14 protein-coding genes and 1 pseudogene (1 of these 15 cut by a window edge) are annotated in these 11,543 nt (G+C 62.9%); 2 read left to right on the forward strand and 13 right to left on the reverse strand.

All coding sequences use genetic code 11. The annotated features are described in order from the left end of the window. The 5 genes from tolB to ybgC all read right to left on the reverse strand — a co-directional run. Window positions 1–1,129, reverse strand: a 1,129-nt coding sequence (gene tolB / locus EOC06_RS01045; protein ID WP_245469272.1) for a Tol-Pal system beta propeller repeat protein TolB, incomplete at its 3' end; no start/stop codon positions are given. A gap of 40 nt (window positions 1,130–1,169) precedes the next feature. Then, a complete protein-coding gene (locus EOC06_RS01050) occupies window positions 1,170–2,318 on the reverse strand; it encodes a TonB family protein (RefSeq protein WP_128306860.1) in 1,149 nt (382 codons plus the stop codon). A gap of 7 nt (window positions 2,319–2,325) precedes the next feature. Next, entirely contained in the window at window positions 2,326–2,778 is a 453-nt protein-coding gene (tolR, locus tag EOC06_RS01055; RefSeq protein ID WP_023811855.1) for a protein TolR, read from the reverse strand. Between the two features lie 10 nt (window positions 2,779–2,788). After that, window positions 2,789–3,499: a protein TolQ gene (gene tolQ, locus EOC06_RS01060; protein WP_013529145.1), complete on the reverse strand. Its 711-nt coding sequence runs from the start codon at window positions 3,497–3,499 to the stop codon at window positions 2,789–2,791. A 421-nt stretch (window positions 3,500–3,920) separates the two neighbouring features. Then, on the reverse strand, window positions 3,921–4,391 hold the full coding sequence (gene ybgC, locus EOC06_RS01065) for a tol-pal system-associated acyl-CoA thioesterase (protein ID WP_128306861.1): 471 nt from the start codon (window positions 4,389–4,391) through the stop codon (window positions 3,921–3,923). Between the two features lie 57 nt (window positions 4,392–4,448). Between ybgC and EOC06_RS01070 the strand changes: the two genes are divergently transcribed. Then, window positions 4,449–5,699, forward strand: coding sequence for a glycoside hydrolase family 5 protein (locus EOC06_RS01070; protein ID WP_128306862.1), 1,251 nt, complete (start codon window positions 4,449–4,451; stop codon window positions 5,697–5,699). Between the two features lie 102 nt (window positions 5,700–5,801). On the opposite strand, the gene ruvB is transcribed toward EOC06_RS01070, so the two are convergent. The 7 genes from ruvB to EOC06_RS01105 form a co-directional block, all read right to left on the reverse strand. Further along, entirely contained in the window at window positions 5,802–6,839 is a 1,038-nt protein-coding gene (ruvB, locus tag EOC06_RS01075; RefSeq protein ID WP_128306863.1) for a Holliday junction branch migration DNA helicase RuvB, read from the reverse strand. 43 nt (window positions 6,840–6,882) lie between these two features. Beyond that, window positions 6,883–7,503, reverse strand: coding sequence for a Holliday junction branch migration protein RuvA (gene ruvA, locus EOC06_RS01080; protein WP_013529140.1), 621 nt, complete (start codon window positions 7,501–7,503; stop codon window positions 6,883–6,885). Between the two features lie 27 nt (window positions 7,504–7,530). After that, complete coding sequence (locus EOC06_RS01085; RefSeq protein WP_127320885.1) at window positions 7,531–7,950, reverse strand: type II toxin-antitoxin system VapC family toxin; 420 nt, start codon at window positions 7,948–7,950, stop codon at window positions 7,531–7,533. After that, the gene (locus tag EOC06_RS01090) at window positions 7,928–8,197 is read right to left on the reverse strand and encodes an AbrB/MazE/SpoVT family DNA-binding domain-containing protein (protein WP_027162524.1); all 270 of its coding nucleotides are present in this window, start codon (window positions 8,195–8,197) and stop codon (window positions 7,928–7,930) included. The genes EOC06_RS01085 and EOC06_RS01090 overlap by 23 nt, the downstream gene beginning before the upstream one ends. A 56-nt stretch (window positions 8,198–8,253) precedes the next feature. Further along, complete coding sequence (gene ruvC / locus EOC06_RS01095) at window positions 8,254–8,763, reverse strand: crossover junction endodeoxyribonuclease RuvC (RefSeq protein ID WP_127320884.1); 510 nt, start codon at window positions 8,761–8,763, stop codon at window positions 8,254–8,256. Between the two features lie 75 nt (window positions 8,764–8,838). Continuing rightward, window positions 8,839–9,372 carry a DUF1465 family protein gene (locus EOC06_RS01100; protein WP_127320883.1) on the reverse strand — a complete coding sequence of 178 codons (534 nt, stop codon included), beginning with the start codon at window positions 9,370–9,372 and terminating at the stop codon, window positions 8,839–8,841. A gap of 449 nt (window positions 9,373–9,821) precedes the next feature. Next, entirely contained in the window at window positions 9,822–10,202 is a 381-nt protein-coding gene (locus EOC06_RS01105) for a hypothetical protein (RefSeq protein ID WP_127268487.1), read from the reverse strand. 323 nt (window positions 10,203–10,525) lie between these two features. Here EOC06_RS01105 and EOC06_RS01110 point away from each other — a divergent pair, with 323 nt between their 5' ends. Next, window positions 10,526–11,077 carry a DUF2269 family protein gene (locus tag EOC06_RS01110; RefSeq protein WP_128306864.1) on the forward strand — a complete coding sequence of 184 codons (552 nt, stop codon included), beginning with the start codon at window positions 10,526–10,528 and terminating at the stop codon, window positions 11,075–11,077. A gap of 32 nt (window positions 11,078–11,109) precedes the next feature. Here the strand turns inward: EOC06_RS01110 and EOC06_RS01115 are convergent. Further along, a pseudogene (locus tag EOC06_RS01115) lies at window positions 11,110–11,543 on the reverse strand (sulfite exporter TauE/SafE family protein) (it continues 317 nt past the right edge of the window).

Below are 11,543 nucleotides of genomic sequence, written 5' to 3' on the forward strand. Positions count from 1 at the left end.
GGATGCGCTCGCCCGAGCCGTCGGTCTTCATGACGCCGATCTGGAATTCGCCGCCGGTCTGCTTGGTGAAAGCGATGAGGTCCCCGCGCGGCGACCATACCGGCGTCGAATAGACGCCGTCGCCAAAGGAAATGCGGGTCTGGCCCGAGCCGTCGGCTCCCATCACGTAGATCTGCGCGCGGCCGCCACGGTCGGAGGTGAACACCACCTTGCTGCCATCGGGCGAATAGGACGGCGAGGTGTCAATGGCGGTCGAGTTGGTCAGCCTCGTCGTCGAGCGGCTGCGCAGGTCCATGGCGAAGATGTTGGAATTGCCGTCGTCGCGCAGCAGGCTCATGATCACCTTCTGGCCGTCGGGCGAAAAGCGCGGCGCAAAGGTCATGCCCGGAAAGTTGCCGACCAGTTCGCGCTGCCCCGTTTCGATCTGCAGCAGGTAGACCCGCGGCTGGCCGCTTTCATAGGACATGTAGGTGATTTCCTGCCGGTTCGGCGAGAAACGCGGCGTCAGCACGATCGACCTGCCGTCCGAGAGATAGCGCACATTGGCGCCGTCCTGGTCCATGATCGCGAGGCGCTTCTTGCGCGCATTCTTGGCGCCGGATTCGTCGATGAAGACGACGCGGGTGTCGAAATAGCCTTTTTCGCCGGTCAGCCGCTCATAGATGGCGTCGGCGATGATGTGGGCGACGCGCCGCTGATTGGCGTCGTTGGCGAAGAACTGCTCGCCAGCCATCTGCTGGCCGGCAAAGGTATCCCACAACCGATACTGGGCGCGGATGCGGCCGTCGGCTTCCTTGCTGACGCTGCCGGTGACCAGCGCCTGCGCGTTGATCACCTTCCAGTCGTCGAAGCGCGGTGCTGCATCGGGGTTGGTGATCTTCTCGATAAAGGCGCTCTTGTCGATCGGCGCGAACAGACCCGAACGCTTCAAATCGGCGGTGACGATCTGCGAAATCTGCGCCCCAAGCGCGTCGCCGCCCTGGAAATCCGTGATGGCGATCGGCAGCGGCTCGACATTGCCCTTGTTGACGTTGAGCTCGACCAGCGCCAGCGCCGGCAATGTGCTGGCAGCGGTCATGCCCATCGCCATTGCTGCGACCATCAGGAGCGGCTTGAGGATTGATTTCATGTCTTCTCGCTTCTCGTACTGATTTCCGGATACCCGGGCCTTAGAGGCCCAGCATCTCCCTTGGATCGAAGGTGACGCGGACGTCGGCCCAGATGTCCTGCTTGCCGGCGGGAACTTGCAGGCCAGTGACATCGCATTTTTGCACCGCACGAACGGCACTTTCGTCAAACTGGCGGTTTCCGCTCGACGTTTCGACCGCCGGGCGTCCATCCAGCTTGCCGGAGCCATCCAGGTTGAACCGCACCACGACGACGAAGTTCTCGGAACCTTCAAGGCCCGCGGGAAGGGTCCAGCAGCCGCCAAGCTGGCTTTCCAGAGCACCCATTTCGGACCTGGAAAGCTTCTGGCCCTGATCCTTGTCGCCGCCGAGCGACGCCTGCTGGGTCGAGCGCTTGGCGCCACCGCCGGATGGTTTCTGCTTGTCGAGGAGCGCGGAGATCTCGTCGGCGTTGAATTGCTTGTCATCGGACTTCGGCTTCGACGACGCTTCCTTGACCGGCTTGTCGGCGTTCTTGCGTTCCGGCGCCTTGGCGCTTTCGGCCTGCGCCGGCTGCGGCTTCGGCCGCGCTTCCGGCGCGGGAGCGGAATCCGGCAGCTGCGTCGCCTCGGCGGGCGGCTCCTGCGCTATGGCTTCAGCGACGGCGTCAGGCTTGACCTCGGGCGTCGGATCGATGGCAGCAGTCTTGTCCTGCGGTGGCGGGGTTGGCGCCGGCTTGGCCGGTGTCGGCTTGGGGTCGGCCTGCTTGACCGGCTCGGGCTTGACCTCTTCCTTGGGCGTCGGCGCCGGCGCCACTTCCGTTGCCGGGGTGGGCTTGGGCTTCTCCTGCGGCTTCGGCACGTCCTCGGGCTTCGGCTTTTCGATCGGGGTCGGCGGAGCCGAGGTCATGTCGACGGGCTTCGGCTTGGCTTCCGGCGTTATCGGCTTGTCGGTGTCGACGCTGTTCTCGCCGACCTTCTGCGCGTCCGGAACGATGTCCGGGCGCTGCGTCGGCACAGGTGCCGGCTTTTCATGCATCACGGCCTTCTTGTCGCCCTGCAACGTCTGCGCAATGGCTTCCATGGGCACGATATCGACCGCCACCGACTCGACGTCGGACGACGGAAGTGCCGCCGGCGCCGTCAGCGTGAACAGGCCGAAGGTCAGCGCCGCCGTATGCAAGATCACCGATGTGGTGAGGCCGGTCTTCATCGCGCGTCTATTGGTCCTGTTCCTGCAGTGAAACCAAGCCGATGTTCTTGTAGCCAGCGGCCGAAATGCGGGCCATTACCTTCATCGCCGTGCCATAGTCGGTGGACTTGTCGCCGCGGATGAAGATGCGCTCCTCATAGCCGGTCTTCGAGATCGCCTGCAGCTTGGCCACCAGCTCCTCGATCGGGATCTCGGTTTCCTGCAGATAGATCTGGCCGGCGGCGTTGATCGAGACGGTGATCGGCTGCGTGTCGGCATTCATCGCCTTGGCCTGCGTATCCGGCAGGTCGATCGGCACGCCGACCGTCAGCATCGGTGCGGCGACCATGAAGATGATCAGCAGCACCAGCATCACGTCGACCATCGGCGTGACGTTGATCTCGGACATCAGCGCATGGTGACGGCCGCGCCGCCTGTGGCCGCGCCCGCCGCGTCCTCCCATGCCCATGGACATACCCATCTGCTACTCCTCAGGCCTTGGGGGCCACTTTTTCATCGATTTGGCGCGAGAGTATGGCGGAGAACTCGTCGGAGAACCCTTCCATGCGCACGGCTATCTTGCTCGCGTCGGACGACAACTTGTTGTAGGCGATGACGGCCGGAATGGCGGCCAGCAGGCCGATGGCCGTCGCCAGCAGCGCTTCGGCAATGCCGGGCGCAACCACGGCGAGACTGGTGTTCTTGGAGCCGGCGATCGCCTGGAACGAGGTCATGATGCCGATGACGGTGCCGAACAGGCCGATGAAAGGTGCCGCCGAGCCGGTGGTGGCGAGGAAACCGAGGCGGCCTTCCAGCTTTTCCATCTCGCGGGTCAGCGCCAGGTCCATCGCCTTGTCGATGCGGGTCTGCAGGCCGAGCGGCGACTTGGCGCCCTTCTCGAAACTCTTCTTCCACTCGCGCATGGCCGCGACGAAAATGGCGCCCATGCCGGTGGTCTTGCGGTCGGCGAGCGTGCGGTAGAGCTCCTCCAGCGACTGCCCCGACCAGAACACCTGTTCGAACCGGTTGAGCGCCAGCCGCATGCGGGCATAGGAAACCAGCTTGTCGACGATGATCGCCCAGGTCCAGACCGAGGCGCAGAGCAGGCCGATCATGACCAGCTTGACAACCCAGCTGGCCGAAACGAACAGCGACCAAACCGACAATTGCGCGCCCGGGTCGGCGAGTGCGATATTTTCCATCGTTACGTCCTTAAGATTTTCCGGGCGAAGCTGGCGGCTGGCCCCTGGCATCCCTTGTGGTCGGTTCGCACGAAGCTACCGGAACAACCCCAAACTGTGCCGTTATCGGCCTTTTCGGGGCAAATATTGGTGAAAGGAAGGCGTTCGATAACGCCAATCTTCACCAATCTCTTCATGAACCGTTATGGTTAAGGATGGGTTAGTATATAAGGCGCGGCGCATTGCCACGCCCAATGGCAAGGCCATCAATTCAATGGCTGCGCCTAGGGTGTGCTGAGATTCAGGTCAGGCCAAGCCGAAAACGGTAGATCCCGAGAACCGGAGCGGAGCGTACTTTTCGTACGTGAGCACAGTTCTACCGCGATGCGGTAGAACGGGGAAGCGCAGGAGCTGCTGTTTGCAGGTCGGCATCACCTGAATCTCAGCACACCCTAGGCATGAATGCCGCCACCCATTCTCTGGGAAAACGCCTTGGGCGGCCATTCTCACCGATGATCGCCGCTTCGACCTTGGCCTCGACCAGCAGTTCGTCGCCACGCTTGAGCTGCTGCGCCATGAAGATGCGCGCGCCGGAAATCTCCTCGGTGCGGGTGTCGACCGTCAGGATGTCATCGATGCGGGCGGGGCCGCGAAAGTCGATCTCCATGCGGCGCACCACCCAGACTATTCTTTCGCCATGCCTGCCATCGGCAAGCTCTGTGTGGTGCACGCCGGTCAGCCGGAGATAGTCGGAGCGACCGCGTTCGAAGAATTCGAGATAGCGCGCATGGTAGACGACGCCGGAGAAATCGGTGTCGGCATAATAGACCCGCGCCATCAGCCGGTGGCCGAACGCCGTCAGCGCGCCGGAAAGCCCGGCCAGCAGCGTCGCCGATTCACCATGATCGCCCATTGCACTTCCTTTTTCAGCCCCGACGAGGCACCAGTTTCCCGCGGAACATAACATCGGATGGCACTGTTGACGGCGATGATCAAGAGTTTGACGGCGGCGCTGTTCGTGCTCGTGGCTTCGGCGCTGCCTGGCCAGGCCGCGACATTCTCGATGAAGCGCGGCCTCAACCTCGACCAATGGGTCACATGGCCCGGCGAAGACCAGTGGGGCGACGCCAAAGCCATCCTGCCCTATCCGGAATGGCGGAAATTCCTTGGGGAGAACGACCTCAAGGCGCTGAAGGATGCCGGCCTCGATTTCCTGCGCATGCCGGTCGATCCTTCGCCTTTCCTATCCGACCAGACCGTGGCCTTGCGTGACGACCTCTATGCCAGCGTGCTGGACTCCGTGCGCATGATCAACCGCGCCGGCCTGAAGGTCGTCGTCGACATGCACCTGATCCCTGCCGGCGGCAGCCGCAAGATCGGCATGGCGCAAGTGATGGACGACCCGCGGACCTTCGACGCCTATGTCGAGATGGTCCGCAAGATGGCCCGCACGCTGGCCGGCGAAGACCCCACCCAGGTTGCCTTCGAGCCGATGAACGAACCGATCGTCGACTGCGACAGCGACGGCACCAGCCTGTGGCCGGACCGCCAGCGCAAACTGTTCGCCGCGGCGCGATCCTCGGCGACGAAACTGACACTAGTGCTGACCGGCGCATGCTATTCCGCGGCGAACTCGCTGGAAAAGATAGATCCGAAGACGATCCCTGATGACAATGTCATCTGGACATTCCATTCCTACGATCCGTTCCTGCTCACCCATCAGGGAGCGACCTGGGCCGGCGACTTCATCCCCTACGTGACCGGCCTGCCTTACCCGCTGAGCGCGGTGCCCAAGGCACAGCTCGACGTGACGCTCGACACCATCCGCGCCAGGATCAAGGCCGAGGCGCCGTGGACACGGCAGAGCGGCCTGCTTGCCTATCTCGACGAACAGGTCGCCAGCATGGACAGCCTCGACAAGCTGCTCGGCTTGATGGATGCGCCGTTCAAAAAGGTCGAGGCATGGGCGAAGGCCAACGGCGTCAAGCCGGAAAACATCTCGCTGGGCGAGTTCGGCATGATCCGCCAGGAATATGGCAATTCCTATGTGATGCCCGCCGAGTACCGGGCCGCCTATATCAGGGACATGATCGGGCGTGCCGAAGCACATGGCTTCTCATGGTCGGTGTGGAGTTATGGCGGCGCCTTCGGCATCGTCGACGCCTTCAATGACGACAAGGCCGAGCCGGATGTGATGGACGTGATCCGCGGGCTGCATTGATCGCTCAGCCAAGATCGACCGAGAAGATTCCGGGCGCATTCAAAAAACGTACCGACGCAATGCTGAGCCAATACCCGAGACGACGGGCGGCGCACTGGAAAATTACTCTTCCTGGAACAGGTTGATCTGCTGCTGTGCCAGATCCTTCGGCGCGTCGATGCCGAGATGGCGCCAGGCATTGGCCGTCAGCATGCGGCCGCGCGGTGTACGCTGGATGAAGCCCTGCTGGATCAGATAGGGCTCGATGATGTCCTCGATGGCGTCGCGCGGCTCGGACAGGCCGGCGGCGATCGTCTCGATGCCGACCGGCCCGCCGCCGAAATTGCGCGCGATCATGCTGAGATACCGCCGGTCGAGCGCGTCGAGGCCGAGCGCATCGACTTCCAGCCGGGTCAACGCCTCGTCGGCGATCTTGCGGTCGACATGGCCGTCGCCGGCCACCGAGGCGAAATCGCGCACGCGGCGTAAGAGCCGGCCGGCGATGCGTGGCGTGCCGCGCGCACGCCGCGCGATTTCCAGCGCACCGTCGTCGCCGAGCGGCATCTGCAGGATGCGCGCGCCGCGCCGCACGATCTGCTCCAGTTCCTCGACCGTGTAAAAGTTGAGCCGCACCGGAATGCCGAAACGGTCGCGCAGCGGATTGGTGAGCAGGCCGAGCCGCGTGGTGGCAGCGACGAGCGTGAAGCGGGCAAGGTCGATCTTGACCGAACGCGCCGCCGGTCCTTCGCCGATGATCAGGTCGAGCTGGAAATCCTCCATCGCCGGATAAAGGATCTCCTCCACCGCCGGGCTCAGCCGGTGGATCTCGTCGATGAACAGCACGTCGCCTTCCTCGAGATTGGTCAGCAGGGCGGCAAGATCGCCCGCCTTGGCGATGACCGGACCCGAGGTCGAGCGGAAATTGACGCCGAGTTCGCGCGCCATGATCTGCGCCAGCGTCGTCTTGCCGAGACCGGGCGGCCCGACGAACAGCACATGGTCGAGCGCCTCGTTGCGGCCCTTGGCGGCCTCGATGAACACTTTGAGATTGGCCCGCACCGCCGCCTGGCCGACGAAATCGTCGAGCGTCTGCGGCCGCAAGGTCTGCTCGGCATCCTCACCGCGTTTTTCCGGCGCAATCAGGCGGGGCGACAGGCTCATGACGCCTTCCTTGCACACGGCAAGGAGCTGAACAAGCGACGGTTCACCGCGCCAGTTCCTTCAGCCCGAAGCGGATCAGCTTTGGCGCATCGGCATCCTCGCCCGCCGTCTTCAGCGCCGCCGCCACAGCATTGGCGGCGGTGTCGCGCGAATAGCCGAGATTGACCAGCGCCGAGACCGCGTCGGTGATGGGCGCGGATGCCACGCCGTCACCGAGTTCCTGTTTCAGGCCGATGGTGCCCGAGGCGGTGCCGGCGTAGGCCGGCGCCTTGTTCTTCAACTCGGTGACGATGCGCTCGGCCACTTTCTTGCCGACGCCGGGCGCGCGCGAAACCATGGCAATGTCGCGCAGCGCAATGGCGTTGGCGAGATCCGCCGGCGCCAGCGTCGACAGGATGGCCAGCGCCACCTTGGCGCCGACGCCCGGAACATTGTTCATCAGCAGCCGGAACCACTCGCGTTCCAGCACCGACTGGAAGCCGTAGAGGCGCAGCATGTCCTCGCGGACATAGGTCTCGATAAACAGCACCACCGCTTCGCCCGGCGAAGGCAACGCCGCCAGCGTGCGCGCCGAGCAATAGGCGACGTAGCCGACGCCATGGATGTCCACGAGGCAATGATCCTCGTCGACCTCGTCGAGCGTGCCCTTGAGCTTGCCGATCATGCCAGATCTTTCATGGAAGATAGGCCCTCATGGGTGCGTTTCAGGAGAGATGATGTCGAGGTCGGGAAAATAGCTGCGGTAGCGAGCAGCGTCGCGGGTCAAAAGACGATGTCCAGCGACGGTCGCGTGAGCGCCGATAAAGAAATCAGGCAAGGTTCTTTCCCTGACGCCACCAGCCCGGCGATAGCGGGAATGCGTGACGCCCGCAAGGAATGCCGCGTCCCAAGGTACAAGTTCGCGATCCATCCCAAGCATGTCGACTGCTTTTCGAAGCGCCGTTTCCGTCGCGATCAACGGCGCCAACTCGGACCAGACGATCGTATTGACCACCAACGCGCCGTCGCGGCGGCAGGAGGCGATTGCCGATGCCGACCATCCTTTCAGCGGTCCGGCTGGACCCCAAACGTCGATCAGGACATTTGTGTCAATCAACGTCGAGATCTTCACGCGGCCCCCTCAACCACTCCATGTACTGATCGGTGGTCATGCCTCCCAGATCCAACGTCCCCTCCATCCGGTCGAGGACATCGCTGAACCTGCGCAATTTCTCTTCCTGGGAGAGGTTCTCGTTGACGGCAACCAGCCGAACGCCCTCGTCGGTGGCCACGAACTCCACCTCGGAGCCCGGGGCGATGCCCAGACGGTCCCTTATCGGCTTGGGGATTGTGACTTGCCCCTTGGTGGTCACGCGCATGGTAATACCTCTGCGGTATTACTTATCCCTGCAGCGTGAACAAGTCAAGAACGTAGCTAGCCGGCCAGCGCCATCCTGTAGGCCACGCTCTGCCGGTGATGCGCGTGGCAGATGGCGATGGCGAGCGCATCAGCGGCATGTTCGGTATCGAAGACGGCTTTTGGCAACAGCACCTTCACCATCATGTGGATCTGCTTCTTGTCGCCATGGCCGACGCCGATCACTGCCTTCTTGACCGCGTTGGGCGCATATTCGGCAACGACGAGACCCGCACGCGCCGGCACCAGCATGGCGATGCCGCGCGCCTGGCCGAGCTTCAGCGTTGCCACCGCGTCCTTGTTGACGAAGGTCTGTTCAACCGCCGCCTCGTGCGGCATCGCGCTGTGCAGGATTTCGGCGAGCCCGTCATGCAGCTGGCACAGCCGCGTTGCCAGCGCCGCCTTATCCTCGGACTTCACGGTCCCGGAAGCAATGAAGCGCAGCGAATTGCCGAGGCTTTCGACGATGCCCCAGCCGGTGCGTCGAAGCCCAGGATCGATACCGATGATGCGAATCGCTTCCGCCATTTGCCGACTTTACCTCCGGCCCACAGCGATGCCAGCGAAATGTGAACAAACCGGAAACAGAAGACAGACCGTGGTCTAACCCCGAGCGAAAGCCGTGTTGAGCAGGCTGATCTGGTCGGAAACTGGATTGAGGCGGCGAGCCATCGGTTGCATGTCGACCAAGGCGCCCGAGCCATAGATCTCCTCGTCCATGCGGCGCACCAGTGCTTGCAGGCGCAGCGAGCGGGTGACGAGATCGAGGAAATCCTCGGGCAACTCGGCCCAGCCGGCGGCTTCGTCATGGGCGGAAGCGGTGTCGAGACGCACCTTGGACTTTTCCGACGCGACCTGGTCGCGGGTCATCTCGCCGGAATTGGCGGCGCGCTGCAAAAGCAGCCAGGACGCAACCTGCATCAGCCTGGTGGTCAGCCGCATCGATTCGGCCGCATAGAGCGTGGCGCCCAGCCGCGACAGTTTCTTTGCCTCGGCCCGGCCCTTGCCGTCGAGATATTCGGCGGCCTGTTCGACCAGGCCCATGCCTTCCTGGTAAAGCGGCTTGAAGGATTGCGAGAACACCCGGCGCTCCGCCAACTTGACGGTTTTTGCACTGCCCTTCGAAGGCTCGTTCATTGATACGCCCCTGCACTTGCAACCGGCCGATTCGGCTCCCTGCCGATACACCCGGAACCCTATCTGACTGAAGCTTGAAAATGCGCTTCGTCACCGGCGAAGGCAAGCACATGTTTAACAGAAGGTTAACGGCGAGCCGCCATTGGGCGGCCCCGCTGAGACGCGGACAAAAAGGGAAATGAAGACAAAAAAAGAGCCGCGGATAAGGCGGCTCTCAGGAGTTTAACAGGGAGGCGTCAAACAAAGTGGCTCCAGCCACTCGGTAAGAATCCAGATCACTGGATGAACATAGTAAACACCTGTAAAGCTTAATGAAGCCTTAACGGCGCGGATGTTTTTTGACCGAACGCCGCCATACTGTGCCGTAACAGGACAGCATCTCCTGCGTCAGGCTAGCTCAGGCTGTCCTCCAGATCGCCGGCACAGCCTCACCTTACCCCAGGTCCAGCTCAGGCCGTCTTCCAGATCGCCGGCAAGGCGATGAAGGCGAACAGCAGCATGGCTGCGTAGAAGCCCATCGAGGAGGCCGCCACCAGCGGTTCGATCGCGGCATTGCCGGCAAGCAGGAAATAGAGGCCGATCAGCAGGCCGATGCCGCTGATTGCGGTCAGCCAGAAATGAACGGTGGCGAGCGTCTTCTGCCCGATGGCAGGGAACAAATGGTAGAAGAAGGCGAAGACCGCCGACATCAGCCATCCGGCCACCATCGTGTGGGCGTGAGTCGGCATCTGACCGTGATCCTGGCTGATCGACATGTGCAGGCCGAGCGCCATGCCGCACAGCGAATAGATGACGGCCAGTGTGAAGAAATTCCGTGCTACCCCTTGCATGCCTGTCCCCCGAATTGCCTTTTCCCGTTGTGGGAATGGGTTGATCGTCAGGCGATTGTTGTCGCCACCGGGCTCCCGGCGTTAGCGCGCTAGCATCGGCGATGTTTCCGGACGATGTCGCGCCGACCCCCCTGACGATTCGTACATTAGCAGGAAATCAGATAGCGCGTTCACTATCTCAGCCGCTTCTTCATTGCCTGAAACAGATCCGGTTTTTTCGCGACATCGTTCCGAAACAGGCGCCACGCTAAACGCCCGCTCCTCTGACGGCCGGCGCAAATCAGCGCCGCCGCAACCTGACCGGAACACTGCAGGAGCAACCCATGGACTGGTACTCGATCGTCAAATTCCTCCACGTCACTACCGCCATTCTGTGGGTCGGAGGCGGCTTCGTGCTGTTCCTGCTGGGAATGCTTGCCGAGCGGGCGGGCAACATAGAGGAAAAACTGCAGGCAATGCGCGCGAGCGGTCAGCTGGGCGGCAGGTTCTTCGCGCCGATGTCGATGCTGACGCTGATTTTTGGCCTCATCATGTGCTGGTTCTGGGTCGGCTTCTCCGACCTGTGGATCCTCATCGGCCTGGCCGGCTACGCCACGACCTTTTCGATCGGCATGTTCATCTTCAAACCGACCGGCGAGCGCATGGGCGCAATGATCGCCAAGGAGGGCGTCACACCAGAGGTTCTTGCCATCGGCCAGCGTATGATGAGCGCGGCGCGCTTCGACTATGCCGTGATGGTGGTCATCATTGCCGACATGGTGCTCAAGCCGACCGTGCATGACATCGGCATCCTTGCCGGGATGGTGCTAGCCGTCTTGATCGGCGCCACACTGGCCTTTGGCGCCAACCGCCGTCTCGTGCCGAGCGCTGCCTGACCCTGATGACGGGCGGCGGCGCAGCCGCCTTTCTACATCAGACCTGCGATGCCATCCCACAGCAGCTTCAGTGCAACGACCGCGACGGTTGCATAGGTGAAGGGATAGAAGGTTTCCGGCCGCATCCGCCGCACCAGCCAGGCCCCGGCAATGGTCGACAGCGGCGCCAGCGGCATCAGCACCGCCGATGCCGTCAGATTGGCGGTGTCGAACTGGCCGAGCGCGAAATAGGGCACCAGCTTCAGCGCATTGGTGGCGGCAAAGAAGATCGCGGCGGTGCCCGACAGAACCTTCGGATCGAGCCGGATCGGCAAGGCATAGACCTGGAAGGGCGGGCCGCCGACATGGGCGACGAAACTGGTGAACCCGGCGACCGTGCCCCAGACGGCGGCGGCCACGCGGTTGGGCGCGGCAGCGTGATCGGCGCCATGGCGGAACTGCAGATAGAGCCAGCGCAGGACGAAGA

Origin of the sequence: Mesorhizobium sp. M7A.F.Ca.MR.362.00.0.0, from assembly GCF_004023175.1 — a bacterium.
Taxonomy (GTDB): Bacteria; Pseudomonadota; Alphaproteobacteria; order Rhizobiales; family Rhizobiaceae; genus Mesorhizobium.

What these genes read in the sequence shown, in the direction of transcription:
- EOC06_RS01050 (WP_128306860.1), bottom strand. Translation starts at nt 2,318, where the DNA reads ATGAAGACCGGCCTCACCACATCGGTGATCTTGCATACGGCGGCGCTG.
- tolR (WP_023811855.1), bottom strand. Translation starts at nt 2,778, where the DNA reads ATGGGTATGTCCATGGGCATGGGAGGACGCGGCGGGCGCGGCCACAGG.
- tolQ (WP_013529145.1), bottom strand. Translation starts at nt 3,499, where the DNA reads ATGGAAAATATCGCACTCGCCGACCCGGGCGCGCAATTGTCGGTTTGG.
- ybgC (WP_128306861.1), bottom strand. Translation starts at nt 4,391, where the DNA reads ATGGGCGATCATGGTGAATCGGCGACGCTGCTGGCCGGGCTTTCCGGC.
- EOC06_RS01070 (WP_128306862.1), top strand. Translation starts at nt 4,449, where the DNA reads ATGGCACTGTTGACGGCGATGATCAAGAGTTTGACGGCGGCGCTGTTC.
- ruvB (WP_128306863.1), bottom strand. Translation starts at nt 6,839, where the DNA reads ATGAGCCTGTCGCCCCGCCTGATTGCGCCGGAAAAACGCGGTGAGGAT.
- ruvA (WP_013529140.1), bottom strand. Translation starts at nt 7,503, where the DNA reads ATGATCGGCAAGCTCAAGGGCACGCTCGACGAGGTCGACGAGGATCAT.
- EOC06_RS01090 (WP_027162524.1), bottom strand. Translation starts at nt 8,197, where the DNA reads ATGCGCGTGACCACCAAGGGGCAAGTCACAATCCCCAAGCCGATAAGG.
- ruvC (WP_127320884.1), bottom strand. Translation starts at nt 8,763, where the DNA reads ATGGCGGAAGCGATTCGCATCATCGGTATCGATCCTGGGCTTCGACGC.
- EOC06_RS01100 (WP_127320883.1), bottom strand. Translation starts at nt 9,372, where the DNA reads ATGAACGAGCCTTCGAAGGGCAGTGCAAAAACCGTCAAGTTGGCGGAG.
- EOC06_RS01105 (WP_127268487.1), bottom strand. Translation starts at nt 10,202, where the DNA reads ATGCAAGGGGTAGCACGGAATTTCTTCACACTGGCCGTCATCTATTCG.
- EOC06_RS01110 (WP_128306864.1), top strand. Translation starts at nt 10,526, where the DNA reads ATGGACTGGTACTCGATCGTCAAATTCCTCCACGTCACTACCGCCATT.